The 18,484-nt window shown below is 66.9% G+C and carries 17 protein-coding genes; 8 read left to right on the top strand and 9 right to left on the bottom strand.

Translation table 11 applies throughout. The annotated features are described in order from the left end of the window. The first annotated feature begins 96 nt into the window (after window positions 1-96). From ftsZ to WKW82_RS08905, 3 genes are all read left to right on the top strand, one after another. Entirely contained in the window at window positions 97-1,308 is a 1,212-nt protein-coding gene (gene ftsZ / locus WKW82_RS08915) for a cell division protein FtsZ (protein ID WP_340341911.1), read from the top strand. A gap of 385 nt (window positions 1,309-1,693) precedes the next feature. Beyond that, a complete protein-coding gene (gene lpxC / locus WKW82_RS08910; RefSeq protein ID WP_340341910.1) occupies window positions 1,694-2,617 on the top strand; it encodes a UDP-3-O-acyl-N-acetylglucosamine deacetylase in 924 nt (307 codons plus the stop codon). Between the two features lie 16 nt (window positions 2,618-2,633). Then, window positions 2,634-2,810, top strand: a complete 177-nt coding sequence (locus WKW82_RS08905) for a hypothetical protein (protein ID WP_340341909.1) — start codon at window positions 2,634-2,636, stop codon at window positions 2,808-2,810. A gap of 460 nt (window positions 2,811-3,270) precedes the next feature. Here the strand turns inward: WKW82_RS08905 and ruvC are convergent, their stop codons facing one another. The 3 genes from ruvC to WKW82_RS08890 all read right to left on the bottom strand — a co-directional run bounded on the left by ruvC (window position 3,271) and on the right by WKW82_RS08890 (window position 5,705). After that, window positions 3,271-3,813, bottom strand: a complete 543-nt coding sequence (gene ruvC / locus WKW82_RS08900) for a crossover junction endodeoxyribonuclease RuvC (RefSeq protein ID WP_340341908.1) — start codon at window positions 3,811-3,813, stop codon at window positions 3,271-3,273. 77 nt (window positions 3,814-3,890) lie between these two features. Further along, the gene (locus WKW82_RS08895; RefSeq protein ID WP_340341907.1) at window positions 3,891-4,925 is read right to left on the bottom strand and encodes a phosphatidate cytidylyltransferase; all 1,035 of its coding nucleotides are present in this window, start codon (window positions 4,923-4,925) and stop codon (window positions 3,891-3,893) included. A gap of 12 nt (window positions 4,926-4,937) precedes the next feature. Further along, window positions 4,938-5,705, bottom strand: a complete 768-nt coding sequence (locus tag WKW82_RS08890) for a lysophospholipid acyltransferase family protein (protein ID WP_340341906.1) — start codon at window positions 5,703-5,705, stop codon at window positions 4,938-4,940. 134 nt (window positions 5,706-5,839) lie between these two features. Here WKW82_RS08890 and WKW82_RS08885 point away from each other — a divergent pair, with 134 nt between their 5' ends. Then, the gene (locus WKW82_RS08885) at window positions 5,840-6,520 is read left to right on the top strand and encodes an AroM family protein (protein ID WP_340341905.1); all 681 of its coding nucleotides are present in this window, start codon (window positions 5,840-5,842) and stop codon (window positions 6,518-6,520) included. A 4-nt stretch (window positions 6,521-6,524) separates the two neighbouring features. On the opposite strand, the gene WKW82_RS08880 is transcribed toward WKW82_RS08885, so the two are convergent. Beyond that, window positions 6,525-7,304 (bottom strand): IclR family transcriptional regulator, encoded by a 780-nt coding sequence (locus tag WKW82_RS08880; protein ID WP_340341904.1) that lies wholly within the window; start codon window positions 7,302-7,304, stop codon window positions 6,525-6,527. Between the two features lie 202 nt (window positions 7,305-7,506). On the opposite strand from WKW82_RS08880, the gene WKW82_RS08875 reads away from it, so the two are divergent. Together WKW82_RS08875 and WKW82_RS08870 are read left to right on the top strand one after the other, a co-directional pair. Beyond that, window positions 7,507-9,129, top strand: a complete 1,623-nt coding sequence (locus tag WKW82_RS08875) for an OPT/YSL family transporter (protein ID WP_340341903.1) — start codon at window positions 7,507-7,509, stop codon at window positions 9,127-9,129. 25 nt (window positions 9,130-9,154) lie between these two features. Beyond that, window positions 9,155-10,225, top strand: a complete 1,071-nt coding sequence (locus WKW82_RS08870; RefSeq protein WP_340341902.1) for an S-methyl thiohydantoin desulfurase domain-containing protein — start codon at window positions 9,155-9,157, stop codon at window positions 10,223-10,225. A gap of 4 nt (window positions 10,226-10,229) precedes the next feature. Here the strand turns inward: WKW82_RS08870 and mtgA are convergent, their stop codons facing one another. The 5 genes from mtgA to WKW82_RS08845 form a co-directional block, all read right to left on the bottom strand. Next, window positions 10,230-10,979, bottom strand: coding sequence for a monofunctional biosynthetic peptidoglycan transglycosylase (gene mtgA / locus WKW82_RS08865; protein WP_340341901.1), 750 nt, complete (start codon window positions 10,977-10,979; stop codon window positions 10,230-10,232). 9 nt (window positions 10,980-10,988) lie between these two features. Continuing rightward, window positions 10,989-11,828, bottom strand: a complete 840-nt coding sequence (gene aroE, locus WKW82_RS08860) for a shikimate dehydrogenase (protein WP_340341900.1) — start codon at window positions 11,826-11,828, stop codon at window positions 10,989-10,991. A 46-nt stretch (window positions 11,829-11,874) separates the two neighbouring features. Further along, a complete protein-coding gene (locus WKW82_RS08855; protein ID WP_340341899.1) occupies window positions 11,875-12,729 on the bottom strand; it encodes an energy transducer TonB in 855 nt (284 codons plus the stop codon). Then, entirely contained in the window at window positions 12,726-14,780 is a 2,055-nt protein-coding gene (locus WKW82_RS08850; protein WP_340341898.1) for a ribonuclease catalytic domain-containing protein, read from the bottom strand. Before WKW82_RS08850 ends, WKW82_RS08855 begins: the two co-directional genes overlap by 4 nt. Before the next feature lie 162 nt (window positions 14,781-14,942). Further along, window positions 14,943-15,536 (bottom strand): YqiA/YcfP family alpha/beta fold hydrolase, encoded by a 594-nt coding sequence (locus WKW82_RS08845; RefSeq protein WP_340341897.1) that lies wholly within the window; start codon window positions 15,534-15,536, stop codon window positions 14,943-14,945. Window positions 15,537-15,748: 212 nt separating this feature from the next. Here WKW82_RS08845 and WKW82_RS08840 point away from each other — a divergent pair, with 212 nt between their 5' ends. Together WKW82_RS08840 and WKW82_RS08835 are read left to right on the top strand one after the other, a co-directional pair. After that, window positions 15,749-16,492, top strand: a complete 744-nt coding sequence (locus WKW82_RS08840) for a response regulator (protein WP_340341896.1) — start codon at window positions 15,749-15,751, stop codon at window positions 16,490-16,492. Next, window positions 16,492-18,318 carry a sensor histidine kinase gene (locus WKW82_RS08835; RefSeq protein ID WP_340341895.1) on the top strand — a complete coding sequence of 609 codons (1,827 nt, stop codon included), beginning with the start codon at window positions 16,492-16,494 and terminating at the stop codon, window positions 18,316-18,318. Before WKW82_RS08840 ends, WKW82_RS08835 begins: the two co-directional genes overlap by 1 nt. Window positions 18,319-18,484: the final 166 nt, after the last annotated feature.

Raw genomic sequence — 18,484 nt, 5'->3', positions numbered from 1 at the left:
CACCGGCCCACCGCCTTAGGGAGTCAACCGGTCACTGTGTCAGTCATAAGAAATTCATTCACATAAACGGCAGCTGCAAACTTGAAGGAGTCAGAGATGACCATCGAAATGATCGAAATGGAAGAGTTCAACCAGGGCACGCAGATCAAGGTGATCGGCGTGGGAGGCGGCGGCGGCAACGCGGTCGCGCACATGATCGAACGCGGTGTGCAGGGCGTGCAGTTTTCCTGCGCCAACACCGATGCGCAGGCGCTGTCGCGCAGCAATGCGCCCAAGCTGATCCAGCTCGGCAACAACGGCCTGGGTGCGGGCGGCAAGCCGGACAAGGGCCGTGACGCGGCCGAGGCGGCCATCGACGAGATCCGCGCGGCCATCGATGGCGCGCACATGCTGTTCATCACCGCCGGCATGGGCGGCGGCACCGGCACCGGCGCGGCCCCGGTGATCGCACGCGTGGCCAAGGAGATGGGCATCCTGACCGTGGGCGTGGTCACCAAGCCCTTCGACTGGGAAGGCGGCAAGCGCATGAGCAACGCCGACACCGGTTTGGCCGAGCTGGAAGCGAACGTCGACTCGCTGATCGTCATCCTCAACGAGAAGCTGCTCGAGGTGCTGGGCGACGATGTGACTCAGGCCGAAGCGTTTGCGCATGCCAACGATGTGCTGAAGAACGCCGTCGGCGGCATCTCGGAAATCATCAACGAATACGGCGGCGTGAACGTCGACTTCGAAGACGTGCGCACCGTGATGGGCGAGCCCGGCAAGGCCATGATGGGCACGGCTGCGGCCAGCGGCCCGGACCGCGCCCGCATCGCCGCGGAACAAGCGGTGGCTTGCCCGCTGCTGGAAGGCATCGACCTGTCGGGCGCCAAGGGCGTGCTGGTGCTGGTGACGGCATCGAAGGCCTCGCTGAAGCTGGCCGAATCGAAGCTGGCGATGAACACCATCCGCGCCTACGCCTCGGCTGACGCGCACGTGATCTACGGCGCAGCCTACGACGAGAACCTCGGCGACGAGATGCGCGTGACCGTGGTCGCCACCGGCCTGTCGCGTCACGGTGTCAGCCGCAAGCCGGAACTCGTGGTGCACCGCACCGGCACCGACAACGTGGGCTTCAGCCTGCCGACGCTCGGCACGGGCGCGACCGGGCATGGCGGCCAACACGGCAACTCGAAGTACGACAACATGTCGGTGCCGAGCGTATGGCGCACCAACCGCACGATGGCGACGGCGAAGGTGGATGCACTGTCGTCGGGCGGCATGGAAGACATCGAGATCCCCGCCTTCCTCCGCCGCCAAGCTGATTGATGCGGCATAAAGCTACTGCGCGACCCGATCTCGCGCCTGTGCTGCTCGCCGTACCTGAGTACGGCTGCGCTGCTCGGCGCGACCTCGGGGCGCTCGCTACGCTTTCTCCCACATCAATCGGGCCGGGGTGGTTCCAGGCGGATCAGAAGCTCGGCCCGACCATGGGGCGCTCGCTACGCTCACTGCCACATCAGTCGGGCCGGGGTGTTGCCATGCTGATTTGCGGCTGCGCTGCTCGGCGCGACTTCGGGGCGCTCGCTGCGCTTTCTGCCGCATCAATCGGGTCGGGGTGGTGCCGTCAGTCCCGGGAGGGCGCATGTGGGCTATTGGCGCAATAGCTTGGCGGGTGGTGCGCGCGGCGCCGCCCGCTCCTAGAATCACGGGTGTGCTGCAACAACGAACTCTCAAGGCCATCACGCGCGCGGTCGGCGTGGGGCTTCACAGCGGGCAACGCGTCGAGCTGACGTTGCGTCCGGCGCCGGTGGACACCGGCATTGTTTTCCGTCGCGTCGACCTGCCCGAGCCGGTCGACATCGCGATGACGCCGGAGGCGGTGACCGACACGCGCCTGGCCTCGACCATTTCATCCGGTGGCGCCAAGGTGCAGACCATCGAACATCTGATGTCAGCCTGCGCCGGGCTTGGTATCGACAACCTGCGCATCGACATCACCGCAGATGAGGTGCCGATCCTCGACGGGTCGGCTTCTTCATTTGTTTTCCTTTTGCAAAGCGCGGGCATCGTGCTGCAGGCTGCGCCGCGGCGTTTCATCCGGGTGCTCAGCCCGATCGAGGTGCATGAGGGCAAGGACCACGATGCCAAGTGGGCGCGGCTCGATCCGTACCACGGCTACAAGCTCAGCTTCGAGATTGACTTCGACCACCGCGTGGTGAGTTCGACCGGGCAGCGCTTCGAGTTCGATCTGGGCAGCGGTTCCTACAGCCGCGACATCGCGAGGGCGCGGACTTTCGGCTTCACCAAGGAAGTCGAGTACATGCGCAGCAAGGGGCTCGCGCTGGGCGGCGGGCTCGACAACGCCGTGGTCATGGACGACACGAAAGTGCTCAACGCCGGCGGGCTGCGCTATGACGATGAGTTCGTCAAGCACAAGATCCTCGACGCGATGGGTGACCTCTACGTGGTCGGGCGCCCGCTGCTGGCCGCATACAGCGCATTCCGGTCGGGGCACGGCCTGAACAACAAGCTGCTGCGCGCTCTGATGGAGCAGCCCCACGCGTGGGAAATCGCGACCTTCGATGACGAACGGCGAGCCCCTGCCGGTTTCGCCGAGGTCGCGCGCGCCTGGTAGCGCCCGCTGCCAAACGATGCTTCTCTTTCGCTGGGCCATCCTGCTGTTGCTGCTGGTGGCTGGCGTGTCTTTCGCCTTCTATGCTGGCACGGGGCAGCTCAAGTACCGGCGCTTCGGCTGGATCGTCCTCAAGTGGACGCTGCTTGCGGCGTTCGGCTTCTTCGCGGTGCTGATTGCGGAGCGCGGGTTCTGATTCTTGCGTTGATCGATGGCCGTCGAATGCGGGCTTGACCGTGAGCGAAGGTCGCGAAGGTTCCGCGAAGCACGCGAAAGAAAACCGGAAGAGGGTCGAGGAAGCCAAAGGGCATCTTTCCCTTCTTTGCATTTTTTCGCGTCCTTCGCGAAACCTTCGCGTCCTCTGCGCACGGCCAAGTCCGATTCCGCATTCGACGACCGCCGCCCCGCGAAGGCCCGACTCCTATCAGGTTTCCACCACGCTATTCGCGTGACCGGCGACGCATGAAACCCGGGCGAGCAATGCCTGTTCGTGGGCACCCACGGAACCGGCTTTGCCGGGCCGTGGGGTGCGGCCGCCTTGAGGGGCTGAGGGCCGCGGCTCCAAGCCTGCCTGCGCAGGCTTGGACGGCCCGCAAGAGCAGCCGCCTCTGGCGGCCGCGCGGGCGCCGCAGGCGCGTTCGGGGGTGGGTGTCATTTCAGCGCGTGCGCCCCTGCCGGTATCCCCCGCCAGAGCCCTTCGTCACAGCCGCCCCCAGCCGCTCCATCGACTTCCCGACGTGCGCATGCGTGATCGCGATGCCGAGCGCATCGGCCGCATCGGCGCCGGGCAGTCCGGGCAGGTTCAACAGCCGCTTCACCATTTCCTGCACCTGTGCCTTGGCCGCGTTGCCGTGGCCGGCGACGGCCTGCTTCATCTGCAGCGCGGTGTATTCGGCCACGCTGAGCTTGTTGACCACCAGCGCCGTCAGGCAAGCGCCCCGTGCCTGGCCCAGCATCAGCGTGGACTGGGGATTGACGTTGACGAAGACGATCTCGACCGCCGCGGCGGTCGGCTGGTAGCGCTCGGCAATCTCGCCGATGCCGTCGAACAGCACCTTGAGCCGCAAGGCCAGTTCGCCGCCGACCATGTGCCTGGTGCTGATGGTGCCGCTGGCCACATAGTGCAGCGCATGGCCGTCTGCGTCGATCACGCCGAAGCCCGTGGTCTGCAAGCCGGGGTCGATGCCGAGGATTCTCATGCTATTGCCGGGCCGCAACCACGAAGACTGCGCTCCCTAGAACACACGAGACAAGGAGCCAGGAGACCGGCATGCCGTCAGACCCCGAAATACCAACGCACCGAATGAAAGAAGATCGGCGCCGCAAAACACAGCGCATCCACGCGGTCCAGCAAGCCAGCCGCCCCGGTCACGCCCACGCCCTTCTGGCCCCAATGCGGTATGCCGCGATCGCGCTTGAGCGCCTTCATCACCAGGTGCCCCATCGAGCCGGCCACGCAAGCGATCAAGGACATGGCCAGCGCCTGTCCGTACTTGAAGGGCGTGATGAAGGACATCAGGCCGCCCACCACGGTGCCGATGGCCATGCCGGCGCTCCAGCTGGCCCAGTTGAAGCTTCGGCTCACGTTCGGGGCAAAGGGTGGGCGCGACAGCCAGCGCTGCAACTTGCTGCTGCCTTCGGCCGGCGGATAGATGAAGTGCCGAGCGATCAGGTGCTGCGCCACCATGCAGCCCTGCACCACGAACACCAGGAAGAACACGAGGAAGGCGCTCTTGCCCTCGAAGCCCGGGAATGACAGCAGCAGCAAGGCCGGCACGTGGCTCATCCCGTAGACGCACACCATGATGCCCCATTGCAGCTTGGCATTGCGCTCGAGGAACTGGTTCGGGTCGTTGGCCAGCGCGCTGGCCGTGGGAATGGCCAGGAACACATAGACCGGGATGAACACGGTGAAGAGGTCGAAGCGCGCTGTGCCCACCAAGATGAATTGCAGCGGCAGCACCACGAAGAAGGCCAGGATCAGGCTGCGGTGGTCGCCGCGCCGCGTCGGCGACAGCGTGATGAACTCGCGCAGCGCAAGGAAGGCGAGCAATCCGAACAGGACGGTCGCGACGCCCGGTCCCAGCACCCAGCCGGTCCAGAACATGACTGCCATGCCCCAGCCAGTACGCAACAGCCGGCGGAAGTCGTTGAAGTCCTGCAGCCATGCTTCGCCGCGGGCATGGTTGCGGCGCTCCCGCAGGCCGATGATGAGGGTGCCGATGCTGACGATGGTCAGGAGGCCGAAGACGATGAGGAACAGGGCACCGACCTGTTGCCCCGGAGTCAGGCTGCGCAAGAAATGGTTCATTAACGGGGCTTCTCAAACATCGCGCAGCGCGAGCACGGCAGCACGGGCGCGTTCCAGGAACGGCCGGCGTTGCTCGCCGTCCTGCACCTGCATCGGCGCGCCGAAGGTGACGGAGCAGAGGATCGGCACCGGCACCACTTCGCCCTTTGGCATGACGCGCTGGATGTTGTCGATCCAGGCCGGGACCAGCACCACATCGGGGAACATCTTCGCGAGCGCATAGAGGCCCGACTTGAATTTCTGAGGCTCGCCGGTGTTGCCGCGCGTGCCTTCCGGAAAGATGATGATCGAGTCGCCGCTCTTCAACGCTTCGACGAGCGGCGCCAAGGGGTCGCTGCTGTCCAGCCCTGCGGCAGGCGCCGCGGCTGCTGCAGGTTCGGGGACTTGGGGCTCGGGCTCTGCCGGCACCAGCGGCAACTGGATCGCGGCGACAGGCTCCATCGATGGTTCGATCCGTTCGGGTGGTGGAGGAGGCGGCGAAGGTGGGGGAGGTGCGGCCGCCTGGCCGCGGTCCACATACACCGCATGAAACACCTCGGTCGTGATCCAGCGCTTGACCGGTGTGTTGGCCCAATAGTCGCGCGCGGCGATCGGCCGGGTGATCACGCGCAGCTCCTCGGGAAGCGCCGCCCAGATCATGACGATGTCGGCATGGCTCTGGTGATTGGCGAAGTAGATGCGCTGCTCCGCCTTGGGCGGACAACCATACCAACGTGCTTGCGAGCCGGTGAGCAAGCGCACCACGCCGAGCAATATCCATCCCACTATTTTTGCCAACATGGCTTCGATGATAAGCGGCGATGGCATGGACGACGACAGGGTTGATGCTGGCACGGGCTGTGAGATCATCTGACAATGAGTTCCGAAAAATAAATAGAAGTTCCGAAAAATGGAACTTCTCTGAAAGGCCCCCCATGCCACGCTTCCAACTCGCCTTGCTCACCATCGGCCAATCACCGCGTCCTGACATGACGCAGGCCATCCGCGACGCGTTGCCCGCGCATGTGGCGGTGAGCGAGCGCGGCTTGCTCGATGGGATGACGCGTGTCGAAGTCGAACAGCGCTTTGCGCCGCTCATCGGCAGCGCGCCGCTCATCACGCGGCTGCGCGACGGCAGCACGGTCGCGCTCGGCGCGGGGGCGGTCGAGTCGGCGCTTCAGTCGGCCATCGACGCGTGCGAGCTTGAAGGTGCCGACGCCATCGTGATCCTGTGCACCGGGCGGTTTCCTGCGTTGCGCGCGCGACGGGCGTGGCTGGTCGAGCCTGATCTCCTGGTGCCCGCCGTGGTCGCCAGCCTCGTCGGAGAAAAGATGCTGGGCATCCTGGCGCCGCTGCAGGAGCAGATCGGCATGGTCATGGAGAAGTGGGCGGAGCTGCCCGGTCGTTGCACCGCCGATGCGGCCTCGCCATACGGCCCGGACCAGGCCCTCGTCGAAGCGGCCATCCGCCTGCGCGAGCAGGGTGCCAGTGCGCTCGTGCTCGACTGCATGGGCTACAACGCCGCGCACAAGGCCACGCTGGAGCGGCACGAAATCGGACTGCCCGTGTTCGTGTCAGCCAGCGTGCTGGCCTCCGCGCTGGCCGTGCCTTTCTAGCCTTTCAACTGGCTGCGGCGTCGAAGCCGAGCCAATACGGATCACCCACCTGCTTGCCGACGCCGCATGCGGCATCGCGCACGATGACGCCGAAGCGCGCGATCAGCGCATCCGTCAGGTCGGCCACCGGCAGCGCGATGCCGATGCCGTAGACCTGCCCATGGGCCGAGTCGATCACCGCCGATGAGATGCCCGCCACGTTGTCGACGTATTCACCGCGAGACAGCGCCCAGCCCGTCGCACGCACTTGCGCCAAGCGCTCCAGCAGGTCCTTGCGCGTGCGCGGCACGTTGCCGCGGCGCAGTTCCATGCGCGGGCCGATCAGTGCGACCACCTCGGCGTCGCTGAGCCGGGCCAGCATCGCGCGGCCGATCGAACTCGCATAGGCCGGTGCGCGCGTGCCGGGCGGCGTGTAGATCTGCAGCACGCCGGAACCGGTGGAGGTGCGCATCTGGATGACCACGGAATCGGCCTGGTCCATCACGTTGAGGTAGCCCGTGTAGCCGGTCTTGGCCACCAGCGCCAGCAGGGCTTCTTCCAGCAGCGAGGCCGCGTTGCGCGAGGCGCGGAAGTGGTAGGACGCTTCCATGATCACGCTGCCCGGCCGGTAGGCGCGCGTCAGGGCGTCACGCTCGAGGAAGCCGTAGCTGGCCATCATGCTCAGCGTGCGCGAGGCCGAACTCTTCGGTTGGCCCAGTTCGTTGGCGACGTCCATCACCGTGATGTCGCGGCGCAGCCGCGCGATCAGCTTCAGGACGTCCATGGCATTGGCAAGGGTGCTCATCGTTCGCTTCCGTTTGGGTGCATCTTAGGGCCGGTTGCGGGCCAGCCCTCTTGACAGCCGCTCTGTGCATCCTATCATTCAGTTCTAGATTTTATATACAATTTCCAAAATATGGAACTACCTGGAAAAAGCCCATCATGCGGTCGAACAGCGTGACCGGGCTCAACGGCTCGTCGTTCGACAAGACAAGAGGAAACAAGCCATGGCCCTCGACATCACCGCGCCGGCCCGCGCGATTCACGACACTGAGCACGCGTCGGCTCACCCGAAGGCGTTGGCGCCCGCCAACCTGATCCTGACGGTGGTGCTGAGCATCTTCGGCGCCATCGTCGGCATCCAGATGCTGGCGAGCCTGGGCATCACGCCCAGCACGTCGCTGATCGGCGCGCTGGCCGCCATGACGCTGGCGCGCGTGCCGCTCGCGATGTTCCGCGGCTTCCGTTCGGTGCATTCGCAGAACCTGGCGCAGACCAGCATTTCGTCAGCCACCTTCGGCGCGGCCAACAGCCTGTTCCTGCCGATCGGCATTCCTTTCCTTTTCGGGCTGCCGAACATGGTGGTGCCGATGCTCATCGGCGTGAGCCTGGCGATGCTGCTCGATGCCTGGCTGCTCTATCGCATGTTCGATACGCCGGCCTTCCCGGCGAAGAACCCGTGGCCACTCGGCATCGCGGCGGCGGAAGCGATCAAGGCCGGCGACAGCGGCGGCAAGCAGGCCTGGCTGCTGCTCGGCGGACTGGGCACCGGCGTCGCGGGCGCGGTGTTCTCGCTGCCGATGTCGGCTTTCGGCGTGGCGCTGATCGGCGGCATGGGCGCGATGATCGCCTTCGGTCTCGGCCTGCTCACGCGTGGCTATTCGATGCCGATGACCGGCATCGACATTGCCAAGCTCTACGTGCCGCACGGCATGATGATCGGTGCCGGCATCGTCGCGCTGATCCAGGTGGGGCGCGTGGTCATGCAGAAGCGCAGTGCCGCGGCGAGCGCCTCGGAAGAACGGGATGCTGAGGGCGCCACCGCGCTCGGCCGCTCCCTGCGCCTGGGCAGCGTCGGCTACTTCGCCATCATGGCGCTGCTGACCTTCGGCACCGGCGTCTACACCGGCATGTCGCCGACGATGCTCGTGTGCTTCATGCTGTACGGCACCTTCGCGGCCTTCGTGCACGAGCTCATCGTCGGCATCGCGGCCATGCATTCGGGCTGGTTCCCGGCCTTCGCGGTGGCGTTGATCTCGCTGCTGATCGGCATCCTGATCGGCTTCCCGCCCGAGGCGCTGGTGGTGCTGGCCGGCTTCTCCGCCGCCACCGGCCCGGCCTTTGCCGACATGGGCTACGACCTCAAGGCCGGGCACCTGCTGCGCGGCGAGCATTCGGGCTCGGCCTTTGAACTGGAGGGCCGTCGCCAGCAGATGATCGCCGGCATGATCGGCTTCGTCGTCGCGATCGTGGTTGTGCTGTTCACCTACCAGATGTTCTTCGACAACCACCAGACGGCGCCGATCAACGCGGCCTACGTGGCGGCGATCAAGGCCGGCATCTCCTCCGAGACCGCGCGCAACCTGGTCCTCTGGGCCATTCCCGGCGCCATCCTGCAAACCATCGGCGGCTCGCGCCAGCAACTGGGCGTGCTGTTCGCCACCGGCCTGCTCATCGCGAGCCCGATGGCCGGCTGGATGGTTGCCATCGGCATTGCGTGCCGCCTGGCCGCACAGCGCCTGCTCGGCGCCAGCGCGCGCGAACAACTCGAGGTGTTCTCCGGCGGCGTGATTGCCGGTGACGCGCTCTACAGCTTCTTCTCCGGCGCGATCAAGAGCGTCCGCAAGTAACCCAAACCATCAAGGACACACGACCATGAAACGCAAGCTCAACAGCGAAGACCTCCACGCAGCCGTCTGGGGTGGCGCCATCCTCGGCGGCGGCGGCGGCGGCTTCATCGAGTCCGGTATGCGCAATGCGCGCTTGGCCCTGGAAGTCGGCACGCCCGAACTCTGGAGCGTCGACGAGTTCGGCGACGACGCGTACACCGCCACCGTCGCGATGGTCGGCGCGCCGGCCGCGCCGCATCCGCACGTGCGACCGGCCATGCTGCTGCGCGTGCTGGAGTTGCTGCAGGGTGCATTGCCCGCCGGCCGGCCGCTGGTCGCGCTGCACACCAACGAGAACGGTGCGGAGACCACGGTCAACGGCTGGTTCCAGGCGGCCATCACGGGCCTGCCGGTGATCGACCTGGCCTGCAACGGCCGCGCGCATCCCACCAGCCAGATGGGCGCGCTGGGCCTGCATGCCGAGTCGGGCTACCTGTCGGTGCAAGGCTACGCAGGCGGCGATGACAGCCGCTATGTCGAGGGCGTGGTCAGCGGCCGGCTCGACAAGACATCGGCCATGGTGCGCCGCGCCTCCGTCGAAGCCGGCGGCCTCGTGGCCGTCGCGCGCAACCCGGTCAGCGTCGGCTATGCGAAGCAGCATGGCGCGCCGGGTGCCATCAGCCATGCGATCGTGCTGGGCCGCCAGTACCTGGCCGGCGGCCTCGAAGCTGTCGCGGATTTCCTGGGTGGCCGCGTCGTCGCCGAAGGCACGGTGGTCGAGTACGGCTGCGAGCAGCAGGAAGGGCTGGACCTGGGTGTCGTGCGCCTCGACGACGCCGACGGCACCATGCTGCGCTTCATCAACGAGTACATGCTGCTCGACCAGGATGGCCAGCGCGTGGCCAGCTTCCCCGACCTGCTCATGACCTTCAACGAGGCCGGCGAGCCGATCGTGTCCGCGCATGTGCGCAAGGGTATGCGCATCCGCGTGCTGCTCGCGCCGGCCGCGCGCCTGCTGCTGTCGCGCACGATGTTCATGCCGGAGTTGTATCGGCCGCTGGAAGCCTCGCTCGGCGAGTCATTCGCGCCCGGTGCGCGGGAACCAGCGATCGCCTGAGCGATCAGGGCAAATCAGCCGATGGCATGCGCGCAACGATGGTGGCGCTGCGGCTCATGATGTAGGCGGAAGTCGGCCGGCGCTCGAAGAACTTCGGACTCGGCAGCATCACCGCCAGGCGCGCCGCTTCGTTGGCATTCAGCCGCGAGGCCGGCTTGTTGAAGTAGTGCCGTGATGCCGCCTCGGCGCCGAACACGCCTTCGCCCCATTCAACGTTGTTGAGGTAGATCTCGAGGATGCGCTGCTTGCTCAGCAGCAGTTCCAGCAGCGTCGCCAACACCAGCTCCTGGCCCTTGCGCAGCAGCGTGCGTTCGCCCGACAGCAACAGGTTCTTCGCGAGTTGCTGCGTGATGGTCGAGCCGCCGCGCAGCTTCGGCGGGCGCACCGGCTTGCCGCTGGCTGCCGCCTGTGCCGCGCGCTTGGCGGCGATCTCCTCGGCCTTGGCATTTCGCTGGCGGGCCTTCTCGATCGCCTCCCATTCCACGCCCTGGTGGTAGATGAACTCGCCATCTTCACTGGCGATGACGGCGCGTTTGAGCGTCTCGGAGATTTGCGCGTAGGGCACCCATTCCTGCTGCCACGCCTGCCCGCCGTTGGCGCGGCCATGCGTGGCAATCTGCCAGGCTTCGGAGCGCTGGAAGGCGGTCGATTCAGGGTTGATCACGGCCATGGCCGCGATGCGTGCGATGAAGAAGAGTTGCAGCGCAAGCCCTGCCGTCAACAGGCACAGCACCCAGCGGAACACGACGCGCATCGCCGGTCGTCAGCCCGAAACCAGCGCGCGCAACTCGGCCAGCACCTGCGCGGAAGGCGGCTGAACGCCGCGCCAGGTCGAGAAGGCTTCAGCCGCCTGCTCGACCAGCATGCCGAGGCCGTCGCGCGGCACGGCGCCGTTCTCGCGTGCCCAGTCCAGGAAACCTTGCGCAGCAGGCCCGTACATCATGTCGACCGCCAGCGCACCGGGCTTCAGCACGCTCGAAGCCACGGGCACGCCGCCGCCGCTGAGGCTCGACGCCGTGGCATTGACGACCACGTCGAAATTGCCGCTGACCGTGTCGAGTTCCTGCGCCTCGATCTCCGCATGGTGCGACAGGGCCAGCGCCGCATGCCGCTGCACCAGCGTCACCGCCTTGCCCAGCGTGCGATTGGCCACGACCACGCGCCGCGCACCGGCTTCGAGGAACGGCCCGAGCACGCCCGATGCACCGCCACCCGCACCGACCAACAACACGTCGCGGCCCTGCAGTTCGACGCCCGCATTGCGCGTGATGTCGTTCACCAGCCCGGCGCCGTCGGTGTTGTCGCCATGGATGCCGTCGTCGCGAAAGCTCAACAGGTTCACCGCTTGCGCCAGCGCGGCCCGCGGCGTCACATGCTGCGCCAGCGAAGCCGCATCGAACTTGAAGGGGACCGTGACATTGCAGCCGCGCGCCGTGCCCGCGGGATCGGCGCGGAAAGCGGCCACCGCCGCGGCAAAGCCGCCCAGCGGCACCAGGCGCTTGCCATAGTCCAGCACCTGGCTGGTCAGCTCGGCGAAGCGCATGTGAATCCACGGCGAGCGGCTGTGCTCGATCGGGTTGCCCATCACGCAGTACAGGTCCATGGCCTTCTCCCTTTGTCTCTTTTCGAAGTCGCGATGAGAAGCGCCGTCAGGGTGCCGAGGGCCGCGCCTCGAGCGTCTCGTCGCGGGTGAAACGAAAGCGCGAGGGCAGCACGATCTGGTCGGCCTGCCGGCGCATCGCGTCGGTGAACTTGCCGAAGTTGCCGATGCTGCGCACGATCGCCTGGGCACGCTTGTCGAGCACAGTGTTGCCCGAAGTCTCGACGATCTCGGCGCCGACCACGCTGCCGTCGAAGTTGATGGTGACCAGCATGGTCAGCGCGCCGTACAGCTTCTTGCCTGCCGCCTCGGGGAAGTTCTCGGTGCCGCGCGCCTCGATGCGCCGGCGCAGGGCATCGACATACATCGCATAGGCGGCCTCGCGCGTCGCGGGGCTGATGTAGCGTTTCTTGGGCCGCGCGTTCTCTTCATTGACGCGCTTCTCGATCTCGGCCAGCAGGATCAGCAACTGGCGGCGCTGTTCCTCGCGGTCGATGCTCTGGGCCGGGTCGCCCGAGTTGCGCGGATCGGGCAGGGGCATGGTGGCGAGTTGCTGCCGGATCTTCGCCAGCAGGAGCTGCTGCTGCGCCTGCATGGATTCGACCTGGCGCTGCGAATCCTCGGACGCGTCGCCCACCGCGGTGAAGGCCGAGGGTGGCAGCGGGCTGGTGGCCCGGCCCCGTTCAGCATCGCCGCCGCCGGCCAGCGAGCGCTGCGCGATGGCCTGCGCCTTGTCCGGCTTTTCATTGGTCGCCGCATTGACCAGGATGACTTCGAGCGCGGTCTCCTTGAATGCGCGGTCGAAGGCCTCGGGGTCGGCAAATCGCACCGCCAGCAACACCCCGTGGGCCAGGATCGAAATCCCCAGCGCAATCTGCAGGACGCTGAAGTCGCGCAGGTTCATGCGGGCACGTTGTCCGGCGTGGCCTCGCTGTCCGCCAGGTCCACGGCGATGGCGATCGGGCCGGCGACTTCCTCTTCGTCGCCGCCGTCATCCTCGATGGCTGCTGTATCGGGCGCGGCATCCAGGCGCGCCAGCACGGTGCCGTGCACGTCGAGCGCGATCTCGTCGATCTCGCCGAGCTTCACCCGTACATGCGCACCACGCTCCTGCTGCCCGGCCACCGGGAACACCAGCGGCAGGTTGTCGGCGCGCACCAGGGCACCGTTCGGAAAGTCCTTCATCACGGTCGCGTCCAGCTCGGTGATGCCGTTCTGCTGCAGGTACTTGAGCGTCCAGAAGCGCTCCATGCCGGCCTGGTAGCTGTTGTAGGTGCTATAGGCCGCGTCGAACCCGGAGAGGATCGAGAACAGGTCGGCGTCCTTCGGCTTGAAGGGCGCGGCCAGCGCGGCGGTCTTTCCGTGGCGCGCCGCCGCGATGATCTGCCACTGGTTGACCAGGTCGGTGTAGCGGCGCAGCGGCGAGGTGCTCCACGCATAGCTCTTGACGCCGATGCCCGCATGCGGCGCCGGCTTGGTACCCATGCGGACCTTGACGCCTGGCGCCAGGCTGGCCTGGCTGCGATAGAGGCCGGGCACGCCGAATTCGCCGAGCCAGCTGCCCCAGGTGCTGTTGGCCAGGATCATGGCCTCGGCCACGATCAGGTCCAGGGGGGCGCCGCGGCGGCGGGTGCTGATGCTGACCTTCTCTTCGCCGGAGGGCTCGCCGACGTTCCCCTCCAGACGGAAGTTGTAGTCGGGCCGGTTGAAGTTCTCGGGCTTGCCGCGCACGACTTCGCGCTGCGCCTTGAGGCTGCGCGCCAAACGGAACAGGAAGCTCAGCGGCTCGCGCAGTTGCGTCGCGACGGTCGGTGCATCGCCATTCGGCACGCTCGGGTCGGTCAGCCACTCCTCGCTGACGAAGGCATCGAGCTGGTCGTGGCGCAGGTTGGCGACGATCGGCACGCGCTCCAGCCTGGTCTCGGTGCCCTTCAGTGCCAGCGAAGCTTCATCGAAGGTCGCGTAGAGCGAGACGGCAGGGCAGTCGCGCCCTTCCTGCAAGGTGTACGCGTTGACGATGTCATCCGGCAGCATCGTGATCTTGTAGCCCGGCATGTAGACCGTCGACATGCGGTTGCGTGCCACCTGGTCGATCGCGCTGCCGGGCACCAGCGCCAGGCCGGGTGCCGCGATGTGGATGCCGACGACGACGGTGCCGCTGCCCAGGCCGCGCACGGACAGTGCGTCGTCGATCTCGGTGGTCTGCGAATCGTCGATCGAGAACGCCTGCACGCCTTCGGCCAGCGGCAGCGCATCGGTGATGGCGGGCGCCTGCAGGGCGGGGAAGGCCGTGCCCTTGGGGAAGTTCTCGAACAGGAAACGCTTCCAGTGGAACTGGTAGGCCGAATCGATCGCACCGGCGCGTTCCAGCAGTTCCAGCGGCGGGCGCTGCGAGGCGCGAGAGGCGTCGACCACGGCGCGGTACTCGGCAGCGTTCTTGTCGGGCTTGAAGAGAATCTTGTAGAGCTGGTCGCGCACCGGCGCCGGGCAGGTGCCTTCGACCAGTTGCTTTGCCCAATCTGCGATCTGCGCGGCGACCTGCTTCTTCTTCTCGATGGCAACCAGCGCCTGCTGCACGATCTCGGCGGGCGCCTTCTTGAACCGGCCCTTGCCGGCGCGGCGGAAGTAGTGGGGCGCCTCAAACAGCCCGAACAGCGCGGCGGCCTGCTGCGCCAGCGAGGGCCTGGCCTGGAAATAGTCGGCGGCCAGGTCGCCGAAGCCGAATTCGCCCTCGGGCGAAAACTCCCACGCCAAGTCGAGGTCCATGGTCGCAGCCAGGGCGCGCGCCTCGGCGATCAACTCGGAGGGGCTGGGCTTCTCGAAGCGCAGCACGATGTTGGCGGCCTTGACCTTGACGCGCTTCCCGGTGTCAAGTTCGACCTGTGCCGAGGCTTCCGCCTCCGACAGCACGCGTCCGCCAAGGTACTTGCCGGCTTCTTCAAACAATACAAACATGGTGACGATTGTCCCATGGGCCTGGGGCGTGAAAACCGAGGGCTTGTGCGCGGGGGACGGCGCAACCGGGAGGGTCGAGCCGCCGTGTTGTCCCGGGACGAGGTCGACTCGCAACGTCGTGGATTCCGGGCTGCCAGGGTTCCGAACTTTCGACCCGGGACCCTACAGGTTCAGGAACGCCATCACCTCGTCCAGGTGCGCCCGCTCGAAATCCGAGAGCGCATGGTCGCCCTTGCTCAGCAGCTTGACGCGGCTGCCGCTGTAGCGCGCCGACATCTCGCGCCAGTCCAGCACCTCGTCACCCTTTGCCACGATCGCGAAGCAGCGCTCGGGCCGCGGCAGCGCCCCCACCTCCAGTGCCTTCAGTTCGCCGATGTATTCGGGGCGGAAATGGAACTGCTGCGCCGGGTCATGCCACTGCGACTGCGTGCCGATGTGGCGCGCCAAGTCGCGCGCGGGGTCCACCGCGGGGTTCAGCAGAACGGTCGGACAGCGGGTCATCCCGGCCACGTAGGTCGCATAGAAGCCGCCGAGCGAGGAGCCCACCACCGCCATCGACTCGCGCGGCCAGGACGCGATGCCGCGCATGACCATGTCGATGGCCTCGCGCGGCGAGGGCGGCAGCTGTGGGCACCACCAGTGAACTTCCGGATGCGACGCGGCGATGCGGCGCGCCATCACTTGCGCCTTGGTCGAATTCGGAGACGAGCGGAAACCGTGCAAATACAGCAGGTGGGTCGTAGGGGGATGTCGCATGCTATTGAATTGATAGCGAATGTTGCAGGCTGTACGGCACTTCTGGCCGCTTCGTTCTTGAGGAGATGCCATCGTAGGGCGGTCGGGCTGATCCGGCAGGGACCGGCCTGGGGAGTTTGTAACAAGTGTCGAGGCACCCATTGCCACGAAGCATCCCTTGAATTTGCCATTCAACAATGTGTATTAACTGTTACTCGATTTATGCTCACTGCATGCCCGCCACCGAAACGACCCCGCCCTCGCCCCCGCCCTGGGGCGTCCTGGTCGTGGAAGACGATGCCCATGCCCGTGCCTTCTTCGAGGCGAGCGTGCGGCGAAGCCCCGGCCTGCAATGGCTGGGCGGCGCGCGCTCGGTGCGGGAGGCGCTGGATTGGCTCGATGGCGACGCCGTCGCCCCGGACGTGCTGCTGGTCGACCTCGGCCTGCCCGACGGCAGCGGACTCGACGTGATTTCGGCCGCCGTGGCCCGCTATCCGCACTGCGAGCCCCTGGTGATCTCGGTTTTTGGCGACGAGGACAGCGTGCTCGCGAGCATCGAGGCCGGCGCACTTGGTTACATCCACAAGGACGCCGCGCCCGAGGACATCGCCCTCACCATCCTCGAGATGAAGGCCGGCGCCTCGCCGATCTCGCCGATGATCGCGCGGCGGGTGCTGGCCCGCTACCGGCTGTTGCAGTCGAGCGGCCGACCTGAGCCTTGGGCGGCGCCCGCCACGACCGCGCAAGCCCCGACCGACGCCGCGCGTTCCCTGCTGTCGCGCCGCGAGCAGGAAGTGCTGACGCTGATCGCCCGCGGCTTCTCCTACGCGGAGATCGCGCGCCTGCAAGGCCTCAGCGTGCACACGGTGCAAACCCACATCAAGCACCTCTACGGCAAGCTGGCCGTGCATTCGAAGAACGAGGCGGTCTTCGAGGCGATGCGCCTTGGCCTGCTGCAGCACCCGGGCGCGGCCTGATGCGCGGCTGGCACGCCGCGGTCATCGGGCTGCTGCTGTGCTGGGCCTGCGTCTTCCCGGCCGCCGCGGCCGGCGCCGATGTCCTGGAACTGCGGCAGGGCAGCGTCATCACCACGGTCCATGGCCAGACCACGACGGCACCGTTGGAGCTTCCCTACAACTGGGACCACGAGCAGCGTGCGCAGCCCGGCATGGCCCGTTTCGAACTGCCGTTCACGCTGCCGCAACGACCCGACGGTCCCTGGGCGGTGTACATGCAGCGCGTCGGCAATACTTTCGAATTGCGCGTCAACGGCGAATCGCTGCGCGTGCACGGCGACCTGTCGCAGGGCAATGGTGCGGATTACGCGAAGTCGCCGAGGTCGCTGATGATCCCGGCCCAGTTGCTGCGCGCCGGCAGCAACGTCCTCGAAGTCCGCCTGCGGGCCGACACGGGCCGCCGCGCAGGCCTGTCGCCGATCCTGATCGGCCCCGCCGCCGACGTGCTGGCGGTCTTCAATGCCGCCTACGCCTCGCGTTTCACGGGTTCGGTCCTGCTCGTGGGCTTCAGCGTCGTCGTCGGGGCGATTGCGCTGGCCTTGTGGCTGACCCAATCCGACTACGCGGTGGCCGGTGGGCGCCGGCGCGAGGCGGTCTACTTCTGGGCCGCGCTGGCCGAATTCTGCTGGGCCCTGCGCGTCGCCGATGCCGCCATCGTCACGCCGCCGATCGGCTGGGTGGCATGGGGCACGTTGATGACCGCCTGTTATTCGGGCTGGGCCGTGGCGGCGATGCTGTTCTGCCACCATGTCGCGGGCTGGGACCGGCACCCTCGAATGCATTGGATGTGGCGCGCCATGGCCTTCATGTTCCTCGGCTCCATCGCCTGCTGCTGGTTCTCGCTGAGCCAGGCCGATCCGCGCTGGCTGACCGGGTGGCTGGCGCTGGAACTGGTCGGGGTGTTCGGCTACATCGGCGTGTTTGCCGCGGCCACGGTGCGACGTCCCGACACGGCACGGGTGCTGGTCGCTGCGGCTGCGGTGCTCACCGTGCTGGTCGCGCTGCGCGACTGGGCCGTGATCCGGCTCAGCGATACGTACGGCGAAACCACCTGGGTGCGCTATACCTCCGTGTTCTTCGGCATCGCATTGCTGGCGATCGTGCTCCAGCGCTTTCATGCGGCCAGCAAGCAGGCCAGGGAACTGCTCGGCACCCTGGCCGCCCGCGTGGCCGACCGCGAGCGCGAACTGGCCTCGACCTATGCCAAGCTCGAAGCGGCCAGCCGCGAACAGGCGCGCACGCACGAGCGCGAGCGCATCCTGCGCGACATGCACGACGGTGTCGGCTCGCACATCAGCGCGGCCATCCACCAACTGCAATCGGGTCAGGCTCGGCCGACAGAGTTGCTGCGCACGCTGCGCGATTCGCTGGACCAGCTCAAGCTGTCGATGGATGCCATCCACATGCCGCCCGGCGACGTGGGGGCGCTGCTGGCGGCCCTGCGTTACCGCCTCGAGCCGCGTCTGGCCGCGTCCAGCGTGGGACTGGAGTGGGCGGTGGACGAGATCGAGCCGGTGGCGCGGCTCGATGGGCCTGCCATGCGGCAACTGCAGTTCCTGCTGTTCGAGGTCATATCGAACGTCCTGCAGCACGCCGGCGCCTCAGTGTTGCGGATCGAGGCGGCGATGCACGAGGGTGTGCTGCGATTGCGTGCCGTCGACAACGGCCGCGGCTTCGACGCCAGCCAGCCGCCGCGCGCCTTGCGCCAGCGGGCGCAGGCCATTGGGGCGCAGCTGGCGCTGGAGAGCCAGCCGGGGCGGACGGTGGTGCAGTTGGTGTTTGTGTGAGGAAGGGCGAGCCGAATCGCCAGGAACTGGTCATGGCAGGCAGCTTTCCACGCTCGGTGTTTGCGGAGTCATTGGGAATGGAGAACAGGTCGAGAACAAGTTCCGCCAAAGACACAAGGAGATCAGCCATTGGCGCTCCGGCAAGCGAACTGATTCGCGAGGAAGT

This window comes from Variovorax rhizosphaerae, from assembly GCF_037889975.1.
GTDB lineage: Bacteria > Pseudomonadota > Gammaproteobacteria > Burkholderiales > Burkholderiaceae_C > Variovorax > Variovorax rhizosphaerae.
Note: the sequence above shows the minus strand (reverse complement) of the source record. Positions and strands in the feature narration are given on the sequence as shown.